The organism is Nitrospirota bacterium (genome assembly GCA_035516965.1).
In the GTDB taxonomy this organism is placed as follows: domain Bacteria; phylum Nitrospirota; class UBA9217; order UBA9217; family UBA9217; genus MHEA01.
The window spans coordinates 21124-38567 of the sequence record DATIZR010000064.1; the positions used below are offsets into that span (position 1 = coordinate 21124).

20 protein-coding genes are annotated in these 17444 nt (G+C 53.3%); 3 read left to right on the forward strand and 17 right to left on the reverse strand.

Annotation, left to right across the window (positions count from 1 at the left end; genetic code table 11):
- Positions 1-94: 94 nt before the first annotated feature.
- From hgcB to VL197_10265, 17 genes are all read right to left on the reverse strand, one after another.
- On the reverse strand, positions 95-403 hold the full coding sequence (gene hgcB / locus VL197_10185; protein HUJ18347.1) for a mercury methylation ferredoxin HgcB: 309 nt from the start codon (positions 401-403) through the stop codon (positions 95-97).
- Positions 388-1467, reverse strand: coding sequence for a mercury methylation corrinoid protein HgcA (gene hgcA / locus VL197_10190; GenBank protein ID HUJ18348.1), 1080 nt, complete (start codon positions 1465-1467; stop codon positions 388-390). The genes hgcB and hgcA overlap by 16 nt, the downstream gene beginning before the upstream one ends.
- Before the next feature lie 35 nt (positions 1468-1502).
- A complete protein-coding gene (arsB, locus tag VL197_10195) occupies positions 1503-2582 on the reverse strand; it encodes an ACR3 family arsenite efflux transporter (GenBank protein HUJ18349.1) in 1080 nt (359 codons plus the stop codon).
- A gap of 28 nt (positions 2583-2610) precedes the next feature.
- Complete coding sequence (locus VL197_10200; GenBank protein HUJ18350.1) at positions 2611-3294, reverse strand: cation transporter; 684 nt, start codon at positions 3292-3294, stop codon at positions 2611-2613.
- 101 nt (positions 3295-3395) lie between these two features.
- Complete coding sequence (locus tag VL197_10205; GenBank protein HUJ18351.1) at positions 3396-4112, reverse strand: metallophosphoesterase family protein; 717 nt, start codon at positions 4110-4112, stop codon at positions 3396-3398.
- Between the two features lie 3 nt (positions 4113-4115).
- Positions 4116-4493, reverse strand: a complete 378-nt coding sequence (locus VL197_10210) for a metalloregulator ArsR/SmtB family transcription factor (GenBank protein ID HUJ18352.1) — start codon at positions 4491-4493, stop codon at positions 4116-4118.
- A gap of 161 nt (positions 4494-4654) precedes the next feature.
- Positions 4655-5530: a drug/metabolite exporter YedA gene (yedA, locus tag VL197_10215; GenBank protein HUJ18353.1), complete on the reverse strand. Its 876-nt coding sequence runs from the start codon at positions 5528-5530 to the stop codon at positions 4655-4657.
- Positions 5530-5949, reverse strand: coding sequence for a thioesterase family protein (locus VL197_10220; GenBank protein ID HUJ18354.1), 420 nt, complete (start codon positions 5947-5949; stop codon positions 5530-5532). The genes yedA and VL197_10220 overlap by 1 nt, the downstream gene beginning before the upstream one ends.
- 331 nt (positions 5950-6280) lie before the next feature.
- Entirely contained in the window at positions 6281-6568 is a 288-nt protein-coding gene (locus tag VL197_10225; protein HUJ18355.1) for a hypothetical protein, read from the reverse strand.
- 103 nt (positions 6569-6671) lie between these two features.
- Positions 6672-6842 (reverse strand): hypothetical protein, encoded by a 171-nt coding sequence (locus VL197_10230; GenBank protein ID HUJ18356.1) that lies wholly within the window; start codon positions 6840-6842, stop codon positions 6672-6674.
- A gap of 216 nt (positions 6843-7058) precedes the next feature.
- Positions 7059-7673 carry a hypothetical protein gene (locus tag VL197_10235; GenBank protein ID HUJ18357.1) on the reverse strand — a complete coding sequence of 205 codons (615 nt, stop codon included), beginning with the start codon at positions 7671-7673 and terminating at the stop codon, positions 7059-7061.
- A 50-nt stretch (positions 7674-7723) separates the two neighbouring features.
- Positions 7724-9343, reverse strand: coding sequence for a UvrD-helicase domain-containing protein (locus VL197_10240; GenBank protein HUJ18358.1), 1620 nt, complete (start codon positions 9341-9343; stop codon positions 7724-7726).
- Between the two features lie 46 nt (positions 9344-9389).
- A complete protein-coding gene (locus tag VL197_10245; protein ID HUJ18359.1) occupies positions 9390-9920 on the reverse strand; it encodes a hypothetical protein in 531 nt (176 codons plus the stop codon).
- A gap of 256 nt (positions 9921-10176) precedes the next feature.
- Positions 10177-11526, reverse strand: a complete 1350-nt coding sequence (locus tag VL197_10250) for a chloride channel protein (GenBank protein ID HUJ18360.1) — start codon at positions 11524-11526, stop codon at positions 10177-10179.
- A gap of 462 nt (positions 11527-11988) precedes the next feature.
- Positions 11989-12348 (reverse strand): hypothetical protein, encoded by a 360-nt coding sequence (locus tag VL197_10255; protein HUJ18361.1) that lies wholly within the window; start codon positions 12346-12348, stop codon positions 11989-11991.
- A gap of 235 nt (positions 12349-12583) precedes the next feature.
- A complete protein-coding gene (pal, locus tag VL197_10260; GenBank protein ID HUJ18362.1) occupies positions 12584-13138 on the reverse strand; it encodes a peptidoglycan-associated lipoprotein Pal in 555 nt (184 codons plus the stop codon).
- 347 nt (positions 13139-13485) lie between these two features.
- The gene (locus VL197_10265) at positions 13486-14043 is read right to left on the reverse strand and encodes an OmpA family protein (protein HUJ18363.1); all 558 of its coding nucleotides are present in this window, start codon (positions 14041-14043) and stop codon (positions 13486-13488) included.
- Positions 14044-14287: 244 nt separating this feature from the next.
- Between VL197_10265 and VL197_10270 the strand changes: the two genes are divergently transcribed.
- The 3 genes from VL197_10270 to VL197_10280 all read left to right on the forward strand — a co-directional run bounded on the left by VL197_10270 (position 14288) and on the right by VL197_10280 (position 17370).
- Positions 14288-14803 (forward strand): MarR family transcriptional regulator, encoded by a 516-nt coding sequence (locus VL197_10270; GenBank protein ID HUJ18364.1) that lies wholly within the window; start codon positions 14288-14290, stop codon positions 14801-14803.
- 24 nt (positions 14804-14827) lie between these two features.
- Positions 14828-15862, forward strand: coding sequence for a serine hydrolase (locus VL197_10275; protein HUJ18365.1), 1035 nt, complete (start codon positions 14828-14830; stop codon positions 15860-15862).
- A 434-nt stretch (positions 15863-16296) separates the two neighbouring features.
- The gene (locus tag VL197_10280) at positions 16297-17370 is read left to right on the forward strand and encodes a hypothetical protein (GenBank protein ID HUJ18366.1); all 1074 of its coding nucleotides are present in this window, start codon (positions 16297-16299) and stop codon (positions 17368-17370) included.
- Positions 17371-17444: the final 74 nt, after the last annotated feature.

Genomic DNA, 17444 nt, shown 5'->3' on the forward strand with positions numbered 1-17444 from the left:
CGATAGCATGGACGAGAATCAGACCGGGTCTTGCTGTTCTGCGTACTTTTGCATCTTTTGCGAGACCGGGTGCGGCATTCGATGCCGATAGTTCTTACCCGCAGCATCCTCCGGCACTGCCGCCGCTGCAGTCGCAGGTCGGCGGTCCGCCGTTGATAAGGCTGTTGATGATGGCCGAGGCGCAGCCGACGCCGGAGCTGACCGTGATCGCGCCGAATTCGCAGTTCAGGGCGCAGGCCCCGCACTCCATGCAGAGGTCCCGGTCCAGGACCGCGGCCCGTTTGTCCCGCATGGCGAAGACGCCGCGCGGGCAGACCTCGACGCACCTGCCGCAGCCGGCGCATTTGTCAGCGATATAATTGAGCGTTGTCACGTTCGCGAGGTATTTCACAGTACCCTCCATTCCTGAAGCTTGTACAGCACCAAGAGGACGGCCGAAACGACTGCCGTGCCGAGATACACCGGGATGCCGATCTTCAGCTCCCGGTTCACGCCCGACATGCCCGTGTAGGTCGTGGAGCCCGTGAACTGGAGCGCGATATAGGAGCTGAACGCGGGAAAAAGCAGGTAGGCGGCAGCGATTAGAAGCATGCTGCCGCGATCGACGATGCCGAAGACCTGCATCGCGAGCAGGGCCATGGCCAGTCCCATGATCCACCCTTTGATCGCGAAGGACCGGAACGGAACGAAAGGAAGTAAGACCGGCGTCACGAAGGCGCCTGCAAAGACCGCGATCAGGCCCATCACCAGGAACGGCAGGCCGCCAAACCACGCCTGCCTGAACAGAAGGCCCGTGGGCTCGAGCCCGAACAAGAGCAGCACGCCGGCCGCGAACCAGGGATACCTCTTCATCGCCGGATTGATCTCCATCGGTGTCAGGATGAGCCGGTCACTCATCGCGAACGTTATCGTTCCCATCTCCCTCGTCTTCTTATACCCGCCCCTGACATAGGCGGGAATGTCCCGGGCCTGCACCGGGCCGAAGGATACGCGAAAGCCCGTTCTTTGCTGGACCGCTGCCGCGCTCACACCGACCGCTCCGAGCTGGGGAAGGATGATACGACGGTGGTTCACGACGGAGTCGAGCTTCACTTCCGAGATCTGTTTCACCAGCTCGTCCGTCCCGAAGGTCCCCTTGCCTGCCGCACACCACACATTGATGCTCTTCGTGTCGAGCACCAACACCCAGGCGTCCATGCCCCTGAGCGATTGCCTCAGGATATCGAAGGTCAGTTTGTAATTGGCGGTGACGAAGACGTCGGAACCCTTCGTCGGCCCTCCGATTGCGTACAAACCCGGATGGACCGGATAGTTCATCCGGAACGCGCTCACCCGGCTCTTGATCATGCCCCAGTAGTCCGCGCGTACCCAGTCGGAAGAGACACGACTTACCATGCCAACGGATGAATTGACGGTGCCCTTAACATAACCGGGCATTTCCTTCTTCACGAACTTCAATGTCTGCATCGCTCACCTCTTTTTGTCGGAAAGTGATGTCTTTTTCATACGGGCTTTGATTCCCTGATCCTGCAATGCTCTACGATAAAATATTTTTTCTGGAAATACAGAGCAACGTTCACCAGGCCTATCAGGACAGGGACCTCGACAAGCGGGCCGATGACCGCGGCAAATGCTGACCCCGAGTTAAGTCCAAAGACGGCGACGGCAACGGCAATGGCGAGCTCAAAGTTGTTGCTGGCAGCGGTAAATGACAGGGTGGCCGTCTTTTGATAGTCCGCCCCGATCTTCTTCCCCAGGTAGAACGACACCAGGAACATTGCCACAAAATAGATCAGGAGCGGAACCGCTATTCTTACAACATCGAGGGGAAGCCTGATGATGTAGTTGCCTTTCAGCGAGAACATTACGATGATCGTAAAAAGGAGAAATATCAGCGTCAGTGGGCTTATTTTGGGAATGAATGCCTGTTCGTACCATTGACGACCCTTGGCCCTCACCATGCTGAACCTTGTTGCCGATCCCGCGAGGAACGGAATGCCGAGGTAGATAAATACGCTCTCGGCGATCTGGCCGATTGAAACAGGTACGACCGCACCTTTCAGCCCGAGCCATGCAGGAAGGATCGTGATGAAGACATACGCATATACGGAAAAGAACAGAACCTGGAATACCGAATTGAAAGCCACGAGGCCGGCGGCGTATTCCGTATCTCCGCATGCAAGGTCATTCCAGACGATGACCATTGCGATGCAACGGGCCAGGCCGATCATGATAAGTCCAACCATGTATTCCGGATAATCGTGCAGAAAAATAACGGCCAGCAAAAACATCAGGATCGGACCGATCACCCAGTTCTGCACGAGCGAAAGGGCAAGCACTTTCTTGTTCCTGAATACCTCCCCGAGCTCCTCATACTTTACTTTCGCCAGGGGCGGGTACATCATTAAAATGAGGCCGACTGCAATGGGAATATTGGTCGTCCCAATCTGAAAACGGTTGATAAGTTTTTCCATTGCGGGGATGAAATAGCCGAGACCGACTCCCAGCGCCATTGCACTGAATATCCAGAGGGTCAGATACCTGTCCAGGAAAGAAAGTCTTTTAGCCGCTGTGTCGTTCATCGATTCCCTCTGGTCCTTAGACTATGAATTATTCATTCTCAGCCGCGCCCGCCCGGCAAGACCCGCCGCACACGCAGGCAAGGCTTTTTGCCTTCGCTTTCTTGAAAGCCTCTTTTCCCTCCCGGTAGCAGAGGCCCGCAATCACGAATGCGCCGATGGAGTCGATCCCGCTTATATGGGTGAGTTCGTATCCAACGCTTGCTATGAGCAGAACGATTGAGAGCTGCAAGCAGGCGCGGGTGCAGGCGGCATCGGATAAAATAGCCTCGGAATTGAGCTGTCTCCCTGCTTTTACTTTATAGCGGACCAGGAGCCACATCGTGGCAATGGAAATGACGGACACAACAATGCCCCAGAACGCAGTATCCGGTTTATGCCCCCGGTACAGGTCGACAGCAGCAGTGATCGACAGCCCGATCGTCAGAACAAAGAATCCGGCTCCCGTTATCCTGAGCGCCGTCTGCTCGAACGTGTCGGGATCCTCTTTGTCGTTATTCCTGATCCTTCGCACCATGTGCCAGATTCCGATGCCCGAAATAACTTCAACGAAGGAATCCGCTCCAAATCCGAAGAGCGCCAAACTGCCGTCTTCGAGACCGAAAAAAACGGAGACCACGCCTTCAACAATATTGTATGCGATGGTGATGAGCGCCAGTGCGGAGGCAAAGGAATAGAGTCTGCTTTTTTGCTGAGTGAACCCCGGGGTTATCATATGCTGCTCCTCCTCGGAGGCGGCAAGTTGAGCTTAAGGGACACCGAATGAACCATTCTGCCCCGCCGGCAATCGGCCTCATCATCCTTCATTCCCCATCGTTACTTGCCTTGTCTCAGTTTCTCCGCGAAATAAATTGGCAGACCGCCCGCTGTGATAGCTGCTGCCGTTTTTTCGACATCGTACGGGACCCGGATGAAGTCCGTGGCCACCGAGTCCGGCGTGATCTCTAACACGGCAACACACGCGCGCGGGTCTCCGTCCTTCGGCTTGCCGACACTCCCGGCATTGATGAACATTTTCCCGTCGATGTCCTTGCGATAAGGCTTATGAGTATGGCCATAGATCAGGACGTCTGCGTCGGTTTTGTCGGACATCTCTTTGAAGAACTTTTCCGGCCGGTCCTCATACCAGTAGAGATTGTTCTTGCGCGGCGACGCATGAAAGAGGGAGACTTTTTTCCCGTCTGCAGTGAAGCTGATTTCCGTCGGAAGATGCTTCAAGAACTCCTTCGTCCTCCCGGTTGCGTGCTTCTTTGTCCACTCAAACGAGAGCGTGGCCATCTGCTCCTGAACAGGGTCTTCATATTTGCATCCGCAGTGTTCACGGTCATTCGCCACGGCCTCATCATAGTTACCCTGAACCCCGGCAATTCCATGATCGATCAGGAAGTCCGCAACCTCGTTTACAAAGGGGGCATATCCCCCAAGGTCCCCGAGGTGAAATATTTGATCCACGTTGATGCGGAGTACCTCTTCGTATGCGGCATTGAGGGCTTCACTGTTTCCGTGGATGTCTCCGAATATAGCCAGCTTCATGCGTCATCTCCCGCAACAGGCTGCCTTCCCGCGCAGACTGGTGATGACCGCCTTTGCGGTTTTCTCCTTTTTAAACAGGGCTAGTCTTTTCTTATCTTCCTTCATTGCATCCTCTGAAATTCTCTCGATCACGCTCAGCATGAGGAGCCGCTTGAGCATATCCGAATCATTGAGGCGATAATGTATCCACTTCCCCTGCTTCCTGTCTTGAATGAACCCCGCTTCTTTCAGCACACCAAGGTGAAAGGAAACCTTGGACTGTGCCATGGCAAGCGCGGCAACAATATCGCACACGCAAAGCTCGCCTTGCTCCAGCAGTTTTACGATCCGTAGCCGCGTCTCGTCAGATAGGGCCTTGAATAAAGAGACCAGGTCCTGCATGCGCCCTCCACTTATCAAATCAAGCAATGTTGATATGTTAAATTAACGATCCCGAATTGTCAAGTAAAATGAGGGTATTTATTCTGATGCTGATCAAATATTACTGATGCCAGGGTTAGGTGCGGTGATAAGGTCCGGATGAGAAGTTGATGTACGGGCGCTCACGGCTTGACTTGCCTTTGGCCAATAATGACCAGCACGACGCCCGCAAGGATGATTGCCATGGCCAGGAGGCCAATCGTCGTCATATGCTCCCCGCCGAGCCAGACGCCGAGCAGCATGGCTAGGACCGGGTTCACATAGGCATAGCTGGTTGCCAATGCGGGCCGGACGTTCTTCAGCAGATAGGTGTAGGCCGTGTAGCCCAGGAGCGAACCGAAGATCGCAAGGTAGATGAGCGCTCCGAGCGAACGCAGGGAGGGATGGGCAGGCAAACGCTCTCCCGAGATTGTACCTACGAGCATCACCAGCAGCCCGCCGGAGAACATCTGGGTCGCGCTGGCCATCATGCCCGAGGGCATGGGCAGGCGCAGGCTCAGGACCGAGCCGAAGGACCACGACAGGGCAGCGAGAACGAGCAGCGCCGCTCCGAGGGGATGCGCGCGCAGATCGCCGTCGAGGTTCAGCAGCGCGATGCCGGCGAGGCCCAGCATGAGGCCGATCCATTCGCGCCGCTCCGGCCACTGCCTCCAGATTCCCGCGAACAGCACGGTCAGCAGCGGCGTCGTGGCCAGCACCAGGGCGGAGACGGCAGAGCCCACCCACTGCTCCGCGTACACAACGCCCGCGGTCCCGCCGAGCAGCAGAAAAGCCCCTGCCGTTGCCGAGCCTCCCCACTCGGCCCGGCTTGGTCCCGCGGCGCCTTTTGCCCGCAGATAGATGTATATTCCCGCTCCGATCAGCACGTTCCGGAACCCCGCTATGAAGAACGGCGGAAAGCCTTCGAGGGCGAACCGTATTGCGAGATAGGTCGAGCTCCATGCGAGATAGAGGGTCGCGAGAGCGGTGATCACTCTTACCCTGCTGTCCTTTTGCATCAGGCGCCTTTCTTCCTGCTCACCTTCTCATCAAACCTGCTCTTGCTGATAACGAAACGCTCATGGGTCCCCGTGCTTATCGGCTCGAGTGCATCGTGCACCTCCACTTCGAAGACCAGGCGCCGGCCGTCCACTTCGACGAGCTTCACACGGGCCGTCACCTCGACACCGGGGGGAGTTGCCGCGGTGTGCGAGACATTGATATGCGTCCCTACGGTCTGTTCCTCCGGCCAGTCAAGATGAGGATTTACGGCCCTTATGCAGGCCCACTCAATAAAGCCGACCATGAATCCTGTTGCGAAGACCATCGGCATTTCCTGGAATTCCGGCGACTCGGGATAGAGCGCGGGCACGGTCTTTGATGGGGGAATGCGAAAGGTGAACTCCGCTTCGATCCCGGGTTTTAAGGTATCCTTCATAGGAACTCCTTTTTCTTTGCGCTGGAACAACGCCGGTTAACGCTCAAGGCGGTACCGAGTCTGCGGCTGCAAAGGCCCTCTGAAAACAAAAAACCGCGGAACCTGATCTTCCGCGGCCTGGTGAGTGTTCTCTATCCCTCGATAGTTCAGAACCGGTTCATCGCGTTGCCACAGCCACGGCAATGAGATGCCCTGCCGCCTTGCGAACAGGCTGAACAGCGAGGAGGTCATTCGGCATCATGTTTAAAAAAATATAAGTGAACTGCAGCTCCTTGTCAATGAGAAATCCACATTCTCTCCCATGAGCCGGCGCTTGGCAGCGGATCAAAGGTTAAAAGTGAATTTCAATCCCTGCCATGAAACTCTTATTGATAAGCGAGTTGAACTCGTTTTGACTGCCGTGATCGACGGCAGCAGTGTTGATGTTAAACAACTGGATGCGATCCGAGACCTGCCACTCGACGATTGTCGACGCCTGTCCGGCATGCTCCTCCAGTCCGTAAATATATCTCACAATGACGTCCAGCACGCTTTTGATCTCCCGCACCTGGAATTGCCCCATAACGTAATACCGTTTCAAAAAAGGCAATCCTGTGTTGAGCGTTTCGGCCAGCGTCATCTGAGACAGGCCCGACAGCAGTCCGCCGTCAAAAAAATGGTCATTCGCGTTCTGTCTCAGCGCATAATATGCGGTGGCTTCCGCGTCATCATATCCCTGGCTGTTATAGAGGAACTCCAGATTTACTGTGGAACCCGACGTTCTCCACCAGGGGCTGGATGAGCAACGGCGGGATCATGAAATTCCTGAGGTTGTCGGGAATGTCGATCCGGTAGGCGAGCCGCTCACCCGTGCGGACCGAGAAAACATCGAGATAATTTTTTACGACGTCCATCTCCTGGGCAAGAATGACGGCTATCAGCGTGTTGATGATGGCATTGACGATGATCGATGCTATGATCCATCTCGGGGTGAACTACTTATCCTCTATTGAGATCAGGCTCGGCATGGGGACGATTTTCCACATTCCTTTCGTAACATCCGATTGCTGCGCTCATGCGAGGTGCGAAGACGCAGGGGTAGGCGGTATGGCCAGCGGGATGCTCTCCGCTTAAGCTGGTTTCCTGATGCGATATCGTATGATGGTATAGTAATTCTTCGGGTCTCCCTTGAAGAACATCCCCGGCCCCTTCACGTATTCTTCTTCATGCGGCCCGATTATCTCGTAACCATGCTGCCTGATGAACTCGTGCAGCTTTTCGATGGTCGGGGTCTCTTCGCCGTAGGGGCCGATGTGAAGGATCTCGGCGACGTCTCCGTACTCCCAGGTCGCCAGCTCCGCCATCATCCCGGACGCACCATCCTGCTCCGGCAGAGCTGCAATGTCCGCGGGAACCGGCAGGCCGTAGTACCCGGTCCAGGAGGACTTGTCCTTGGCGTCTCCCGTCCATCGCGCACGCGGCGCCAGCTTCCTTTTTTTTGATACCCCCGGGATTTTATAGTAGGTTTTGAACAGCAGCCCGAACGCATCTTTCGCGACCCGGTTCGGGTCTCCCTGAGCCGTCACGACGATCATCTTCTGCGTTGTCATGTTCGTAATGCGCGGAGACTTCAGCGGTTCGTATTGGGTGAGATCCGGCCCCTGGGAAAAGACATACACCGCTGCAATGATCAGAAACAGGACGACCGCGATACTGCTGGATTTTGAATACCGTTTTCCTCTCATGCTTTACCTCCGATGGCCTGAAGGACCCCGCGTGCTTTTCGGGGCAGGTCTTAAAACAGCCCCATCTGCTTGTCTTCCGGCTTCCGCTTCCTTATCTTATCCGCGACGACCCTGCTCACCTTCAGGTCCTCCGGAATCTCCTCCAGGAACGGCGAGGCCTTCGGGCCAAGGCCCTTGCCGTAGAGGAACCGGCTCCGTGCATGGATCAGGAGTAGCTCCTCCTTCGCGCGCGTCATGCCGACGTAAAAAAGCCGCCTCTCCTCCTCGCTGTCCGAGCCGTCCTTCATGATGGTGCACGGGAGCAGGCCGTCCTCGCACCCCGCAATGAACACGACGCGGAACTCGAGGCCCTTTGCCATGTGCAGGGTCATAAGGGTGACCGCGTCCGCCCGGGGGTCGAAGAAATCGGCCTCGGTCAGCAGCGCTTTCTCGGCCGAATCCGGTCCATCGGGACCCGTTTCTTCGCCGTCTTCGGGAGAAGCGAGGGTCTTGAGAAAGGCGACCATCTCTTCGACCTCCGACCGCTGACTGCCGCCCCGCTTCCCGACCACCTGAAAAGGTATGCCTGAAGCCGCAAAGGCCTGTTCGAGCGCCCGCGCCTGGGCATTGGTCCGGTAGACAACGCCGAAATCCGAGAACCGGTGCGTGCGGCCCGTTGCCGAGCGGTCTATACCGGTGTTCCGGTGCTGCTCATGGCTCGTGCCGCCCATGCGCGCTTCGATCTCGCGGATGATGACCGCTCCCTCGGCCCGGTCATCGGGAACGGAAAGAACGGATACCGGGACCCCCGCGTCGCGGGTCGCCGTGAGATCCTTCCTGAGGCGCTTTTGATTGTTCCTGATCACGCTGTCCGCCGCCCTCAGGATGGCGCCTGATGAGCGGTAGTTCTCAATGAGGTTCACGCGGGCCGCTCCGGGAAAATCCTGCTCGAACTTCAGGAAGTTCCCGAGGTCCGCGCCCCGGAAGGAATAGATCGCCTGGTCCGCATCGCCCACTACACACGGCGTTCTCGCTGAGCCTGCCAGGAGCCTCACGAGACGGTATTGGGCCGGGTTGATGTCCTGGTACTCGTCAACCATGATGTGCTTGAACCGGTCCCGATAGTCTCGCGCGACAGCCTCGTCCTGCAGCAGTTCGATCGGCACGCGGATCAGGTCGTCAAAGTCAAAGGCCCTGCGCCGTTGCAATGCCGATTGATACTGCGCCAGAACTTCCCTGAGGCCGGCATCGGGAGGCTCGAGATCGTTCTTGACCCGCGATATGCGCTCTGCGATATCCAGCATCTTCTTTGCCGGCACTTTGACGATGGTCTTCAGCACCCCGGCCTGCTCTTCCCTGCCGAGGACCGTGAACCCGCTGCCAATCCTTTCCCGGATGACCCTGAGTCCGAGCAGATGAATGGTGCCGATGAAGATTTCCGATGCCTGGTCCCCCAGAAGTTCTTCCGCCCGTCCCTTCATCTCGCGGCCCGCCCGGTTCGTGAACGTGACCGCAAGGATGCTCTCGGGCCGCACGCCCCGATGCGCGAGGTATGCGATCCTGCGCACCAGGGTCAGGGTCTTGCCCGTGCCCGGCCCCGCGACGACGAGCAGCGGGCGATCGATGGTCAGGACCGCCTGCTGCTGCGCGGCGTTCAGACCTTCGAGAATGATTGAGTGAGTGAGCTGCATGACCATCGTTTTATCGGGAGTTGCGATTTGACTGACCCCCGGCCCCTTATTTTTTGCCGGCTTCGATCTGGTAGTTCGCCGCGAAGTCCCCGCGCGTATACACACCCGGCATCGCGTGCTCGCCGGCCCTGAACGCAAAGTCGACCGCCTTGATGCCGGGGTTCTCCGTGAGCGTATAGGTCACCCCGGCGAGAAAGTCCTGCGCCCCTGCCGAGCCCATGCTCTCGGTCAGGTATCGGTCGTTCGCGATGTCGACACGCGCAGTCTGCTGTTCCACCCTCTGCAGAATGATCCTCGGGAGTCTGGACCTCGCTCCTTCGCCCTGACTGCGCGCCGGATCGTCCCGGGTCGTTGTCATGTTCAGCGCCAGCACCAGTGCCTGGACATTATTCTTGATATGGTCGATCCTGCTTCCGCGGACGAGGAGCCCGGTCCCGGTGCCGGGATCGTACTCGACATGCCACACGTAATTCACATCGAACCGCACCGCATCGGGCTTCCGGTTCGTGGATATGACAGCGAACAGCGCACCCAGGAGAATGGCGCTCAGCATCAAAGCAACAACGTATTTTTTCACGAGAACACACCTCGCCGCATATTCGTCATTGTGGCAAGCATAGCGCGATTCCTTGCGCTGTGCCGGCATGCTTGAAGCTGGGGGAAATCTATCTTAATGAGGGATTCCGGACAAGCCGGATCAGCCCGGCTGGAAAATGCGGCAATACGGATTGTGACTTAGACGGGAATAACTATATACAAATTCAGTCCGCGACGCAATAGATTCGTTTACAATGTTTGGTGGTTTTGGTTAAGCTTTTCTGAATTTGTTAGTCCTAGTGCTTTTGTTTTCTGAATCTATCAATACCGGCCATGATGCTGCTGCTCACGGTTTTGCTCCGAACATGGAACTGAACGTCTCCCGCATCTCTCATCTCGCTGCCCGTAGCGACATTAAGGGAAGATGATTTCGCTTGCGACAGAACCTGGCTTGGATAGACGCTCCGATGCCCGGTCATCAGATAGCTTATGATACACGCAACCGCGGCATACGGCGCGACCTCAGGCCCGAAAAGTTCTATAGCCATGATGCTCGCGGAGATCGGAGTGTTTGCAGCTCCGGCAAGCAAAGCGACCATGCCGATAGCCGAAAACACCGATGTGTCGAATCCCAGGACTCTGCCGAAAACGCTGCCGGCCGTTGAGCCGACGAAGAATATGGGTGTGACTATGCCGCCGCTGCCGCCGAACCCGAGGGTGATCGCCGTAAACAGCATCTTGAGGACAAATGCTCCAGCAGGCGCTTCTCTTCCTTCTAGTACGTTCTTTATCGTGTCAAGACCGAGACCGAGATAATGCGTCGAAAACAGAAAAGAAAGCGCAACAAGAACGCCGCCGCCTATGATGCCCTTGTATGGCATCCAGATTTTCAGACCACGGCTCAGTCGATGAAACAGGCCCAGCATTTCAATGAGAATAAGTGAGCACAGGCCGAAAAACAGTCCGGCAAGACATACTTTCAAAAAGAAAAAGCTGCTGAACGCGGGGAGCATGCAATGCGGGCCATGGAAATAGGTGAGACCTAATGTTGTGGAGACCTGATACCCTACGATACCTGCAACGAAGGAAGGTAACAGCACGTCATACAGCACGGCGCCGACGAACAATACTTCGACTCCGAAGAGAGCACCTGCAATGGGGGTACCGAAGACCGTGGCAAAACCAGCGCTGATCCCGCAGATGACCATTTTTTTGCGGTCGCGATCGCCGAAGCGCAGCAAGCGCGAAAAACCCGAAGATAGGGCGGCTCCGATTTGGGCTGCCGGACCCTCCTTTCCTGCAGATCCGCCGAAAGCGATAGTTATGACCGTTGCCACGAGCTTGACAGGTACGACCGCCAGATTCATCTTCCCGGCATGGCGGTGTACGGCCTCGATGATCTTTTCCGTGCCATGGCCTTCCGCATCAGGCGCAAAGACCTTTACTATCAGCGCGCTCACAAACAGCGCAGCCGGAAGTAAAAGATAATAGTACTGGTATCGTGCAGTGGTTGAAATACCGAAGCCCAGTACTTTCAGAAAAACGGTTGTGGAGATACCGACGATGATCCCGATGCAAGCAGCAAGAAAGAGCCACTTCAGGATGCTGATGAAAAGGACCGAGCCCTCTACAATTTTCTTTCGCATAGAATCCTAAGACGTTACATGATTTCAAATGTACATATCGAAGCAATCATCATCAGCGAGGTTAGCCCGAGCAGAAAGATAATATCAGCTATTTTTCATATTTGTCAGCATTAAAATGTGACCGCGTGGAAAAGTACGATAGAATACTAGCGATAAGAAAGAATACCATTGTAATGCCGATTAATTTATCTACGATGATTGTTTCAATCCTTCCGACTTTCCATAATTTAAAAAAGTTAAGGATTACGAAACATATCCCCAGCAGATTGGATGACATTCGCAAAATATGCCTGGATTTATCTTTGTTATAGTTAGTAAGCATTTCAGCGTCACGCATTGCGTGCTATGCTATCATTATGACCGACCTCTGCATCTCTGTCTATGATGAAAAGAAACGGGTGCCGAAGGAGAATGGCAGCCCTTCGGCACCCAATGAGAAGACGACCTAAATAAGGGAGTAAATTATGTCGCCTTCTCCATCCTTTTTCGGACTGCGCTTTTCAAGTCCTTTTCCATGAACTCGATCTCCGTTTCGTATCTTTTGATCCGGGCGGTTATATCTTTTACGCGCGGATCCAGTCCCGGATTTTTCTTCCTGGACCACATGAGCGAATACACGCGGGCACCGAGGTCCGAAATGCCCCGATGCACTTTTAACTTGAGAGAAATGATTTTGTAGTTACGTTTGTCTTGTTCCGTCGATAGGTCCGTCCGTTTTTTAGGTACTACTGCACCTTTTGTGATTCCCAGCAATCCTTGCGTATGTCCTTTTGCCAGATCAGTCCGCAACCTGCCCCATCTAGCGTTTTCGAAATTATTCATCCAGGCCTCCCGGCGATAGAATCATTCGCCGTACCGTTATTTCAACGGGTCCGGACATTCGATTTCGCGGCTGGATTTGTCGGTCTGTCGCGATCCCGGGATTTCTTCAATTCACTATATCCAACGATGAGGAGAGCGACCGCGAGCACTATAGAGTCAAATGCAAAGATGCTCATCGAGATTCTCCACGAATGAAGAAGACCTCTGTTTATACCGTCAGCCGGTGAATGATCGGTTATTCGTTGGCCACAAAATCATCCCTTCTGTTCTTTTGCCAGCAGCTCTCGTCGCTCTCGGTGCAAACAGGCTTCTCCTTACCGTAACTAATGAGCGAGATGCGACTGCCCGAGATCCCCATATCCGTAAGGTATCTCTTGGCACTGGCGGCGCGCCGCTCGCCGAGCGCCTGGTTGTACTCTTTGGTTCCCCTTTCATCACAGTTGCCTTCGATCTTGATCTTCACTTTCGGATGAGCCTTGAGCCAGGCTGCATTCGCTTTCATCACGTCCTTTGCATCGTCGCGAATAAGGGGTTTATTGAAATCGAAATAGATCGGTTTCAAAGCTTCCGTTGCGGCTGACTTTTCTTTCATTTCTTCAGAGCCTGCCGCCGTAGCCTGTTTGCCGGTTTCCGGTGACGGAGTCGACGGTTGAGTTACCGCTTCCTTTTTTGACCCCTGCCCCTCGGGAGTCGACGTTACCTCTGTTTTTTTTGGACAGCCCGTGAACGAAAATAAAGCGATGACTAGCAGTACGGCAAGGGAATAAATTCTACGGCTTGCGATGGTCATAAGAGACCTCCTTTTCTTTGAATAAGTATTCGAAAATTGACCCGAAACGGCAATTTAAGGGCTGTGATTTCTGTTCATACACGGCTGTCTCTTCAATTAAGAATTGTTATTTCCCTTACATTGACCCTTATATCTATAATTGATTCCAAATATTACTTTGTACGAAAGCCGATTTGTCTTACAAAGGCGACGAAAACCGCCGAGGCACGTAGCTATTCCCACTATGCTCTAAGATTAACAGTGATAACGATAAGGAGATATTCTGTGATCAAGTGCAAGGATGCTCATCGAGTTACTCCACGAATGAAGAATATCCGTATCGATACCATCGACAGGCGAACCATCAGTTAATTGTTCACCACAAATTCGACTCGTCTATTTTTTTGCCAGCAGCTCTCGGTGTTCTCGGTGCAAACCGACTTCTCCTTACCGTAACCGACGAGCCAGAGGCGTCTGCCGGAGATCCCCATGGACGTAAGATATTTTTTTGCAGTCTCGGCGCGCTTCCGCCCCAGTGCGAAGTTATACTTTTTGGCTTCCCTTGCATCACTGTTGCCTTCAACCTTGATCTTCACGTTCGGATGTGCTTTGAGCCAGGCTGCATTCGCTTTCATCACGTCCTTAGCGTCTTCGCGAATAACGGACGATTCAAAATCAAAATAAATGGGTTTCAAGGCATCTGCGGCCGTTGCATCCGACTTTTTCAAAGCCTCCCCTGGTTTCGTGGCAGGGTTCGCTACTTGAGACCCTTTTTCCTTCGGCGTCTCTTTCTGGGATTTCGTAATCGTCGCCTGTGATTGTGGTGCGGACGTTATCTCCGTTCTTTTAGGACAACCCCAGATCGAAAATAAAGCAAGGAGAAGCAATACGAGAAGTGAATAGGTTCTACGGTTTGCAATGGCCATAATCAGACCTCCTTTTCTTTGGATAAGTATTCGGAAATTGACCTGAAGCGACAGTTTTGGGCCGTAATTCCCGTCCATTTCTGGCGGTCCGTTCAATTAAGAGTTGTTTTTTACCTGGTATTGACCCTATAATCGATCTTAAATATTACTTTGACAGATAACTGTTTTGTGCTACAATGGTTTCTATACCAACCATTTGTATCACAGGGCTTTCCCGTTGTCAAGAGTCAATTTGGAGGTTTCGATGGCGGAAAAAAACGATGCTGTGGCTGAGATCATAGACAACATACGCAGGGTATTTCAGGTCGTGAACGAACAATCAAAGCTTGCTGAACATAAGACTGGCCTTACCGGACCTCAGCTCTGGGCGATCAAGACCATCGCCCAGGGCGCCCCGATCATGGTATCGGAAATCGCAATGCGCATGCATCTCCACCCTGCAACTGTGGTGGGAATACTGGACCGCCTCGAGACCCGCGGCCTCGTGCGTCGTGTCCGTTCAACAGAGGACCGCCGTGTCGTTCGTGTCGAACTGACCGCCCAGGGAGAAAACCTCGTAAAGAAATCTCCCGAAGTGGCGCAGGGGCTCCTGGTTTCAGGGCTCGAACAACTGAAAACAAAGAACCTGAAAACCATTGCCGCAGCCCTGGACCAGTTGGTCGAGATTCTGGGTGCGCAGGGAATACCCCCGAAACTCATCCTCTCGTCTGAAGTGAACAAGCCTGCAAAATCAGTGTCCAGGAGAACGCGATCGCGCTGATTTTTTTATGGTGCCTGATTACCTATGAACAAGAAAGATCGGACATACATGCTTTCGGTCAACAGAAACATCTTATTGAGCGCCGTCCTGGCCGCTTTCGCGATCGGTGTCTTTATCGGCAGCGGATTTATAGCACTGACCACTCCTGGTCAAACGGAGAAAACAGCTCCCCTTGTCCCGGATGGAAACTTCAGATTTATTCGCACTGCTATGGCACTGAAGGAAGGTGGCGAAAACCGTCACAGCATGGAGCTTGCGCCCTTTCGCTATAAGATCAAGGCTTTGATAGATGAGAAGATCAATCGGAATGAGGTAAAAGCTGCATCAGTTTACTTCCGCGATCTTAACAATGGTAATTGGTTCGGCATCGGAGAAAAAGAGAAGTTCTCGCCCAAAAGTCTTTTGAAACTGCCTCTCATGCTAGCCTATTTCAAGTGGGCGGAATCGAATCCACTCGTTTTACGGAAAAGGCTTACTTATAACGCTTCCCAGGGCCCCCTCGATCCGGAACCGAACAGGGGAAAAACAGGATTGGAATCAGACAGACCGTATACGGTAAACGATCTTATCTACCGGATGATGACCGAGGATGATAATGACGCCTATTCACTATTGTTTGCCAACATACCGCGTCAAAGGATCGATAAGGTGTTCAAGGATCTGAATGTCGAATACGACCCCCATACTGAAGATGATTCCTTGTCACTCAGGGCATTTGCTTCCTTCTACCGGGTTCTCTTTAACGCATCCTATCTCAGCGAAAAAATGTCTGAAAAGGCTCTCATGTATCTCGCAAGATCTTCCTTGAAGCATGGCATGGCGTCTGGCATTCCGTTGAACATTGACATCGCAGGCAAGTTCGGAGAGAGAACGGTTAAAACCACGATAGAGGGAAAGGAAACAGAGCTTCATCAGATGCACGAGTTCGGAATTATCTATCATCCCCGCCGTCCTTTTCTCATCGGCATCATGGTGCGGGGAGATGACGCAAACACGCTCACCAGGATCATCCACGACATTACAAAACTCGTCTATGAGGAAGTCGATCAGCAGTCGTAAGCCTCCCCTGTTTGCCTTTCAGATTAAGTGCTATTCGAGGTTTCAAGATGGTTCATGATAGGCGGACTGATCCAAACGGCAATCAGGTTCGGAACGTCGAGAACGGATCCTTTCCGGAGGCACCCTGTTTCTCACAGGCGTATCAATTCTTTCGGAATTATATAGATGACAAACGCAACTATTCAGAAAGCAATTTTTTGGGTTGTGTTTGTATCGTTGGTGTTGAATGTGATTGTAATGGTCGGGACACGACAATTGCGGGCGAGGGTTGAGAAGATTGAATCCACCTTTGGATTACAGGCCATGCCGCAATTGCAGCAAACACCATTGCAAAAAAGCCAACAATCAAAGTGAGATGGATTGAACGCTGTATGCGTCTTTCATCAAGCTCTATGATGGCGGCAACATGATTGGTGGAGTCAGGATTCGGCAGTGTGCAATTCAGCTTTAATTTTAAGATCAAAACTCTGATCGCTTTCGCACCAAGCGACATATACCAGCCTGCTTATGAACGGACAACGCCTGCTGAAATCAGAGATGTGAATTACCTTCTCCTTCTCGGGACCCATGACAGGCAAGTACCCAGCATACTAGGCAGCCGGGTTTATCAGCGAGTGCATTTCAGCAATCCCGGAGCAATCTCTCCCTATTACATGAAGGCAGCACTGTATATCCACGGCGGAAATCACAGTCAATTCAATACAGACTGGGGAATCTATGACTTCCCGTGGCTGTACCGGCTTTTTACGAATATGAAAGACCAACTGAGCGCTGATGAACAGCATCAAATAGTTAAAGTGTGTGTCTCCTCGTTTCTCGATGCCACACTGAAAGACGATAAGCGTTACATTTCGTTCTTCCGCGATTACCGTACCATTGACGAGTGGCTGCCGAGAACTGCTTATATCAGCCGCTTCCAGGACTCGGCCTTCCGGGCTCTTGCCGATTTTGATGAAGATATCGACCCGGCGACAGCGACAATCCCCGGCGGAGAAGTCATAGGCCGCGATCTTTCCCAGTGGCACGAGCAAGACATCGACTATCATTACTTTTTGCCTTTTGGTAGCCGCGGCAACAGGGTCGTATCGATCGGCTGGGAGGCAAGAAAGAAAAGCTCTCCGATGTGGGGAATCAGGCTCCCCGCAAACGCAGTACATTCTTTGAGGCTGAAGCCATCGGACAATCTCACGTTTTCCCTCTTCTGTCCGGATCAGAAAGGATTGCCGGATATCAGCATCCAATTGAGCGATTCCCGAGGCAGGACATCGAAACTACCCTTGAGTGACATTATTACACTTCAAAAGCCTCTTCATTACTCGCTGACAAAGTTCGATTTTCTTGAAAAACCCTCGCCGGTAATTATCCTGCAAACAGTTTCGATCCCTTTCTCACGCTTCTTGCGATCGAACCCATTGTTTAATCTGAAGCGATTGCATGAGATAGATTTTCTCTTTAATAGCGAAAATGATGGCACGGTCCTGCTCGATGATATCGGTATTGAAAAGTAAGGTCTTCGTTTAAAAAACCCGAGCACACAAATTCCGTACTACTCCGTAACATAACATCAAGAACGTCCTCCATG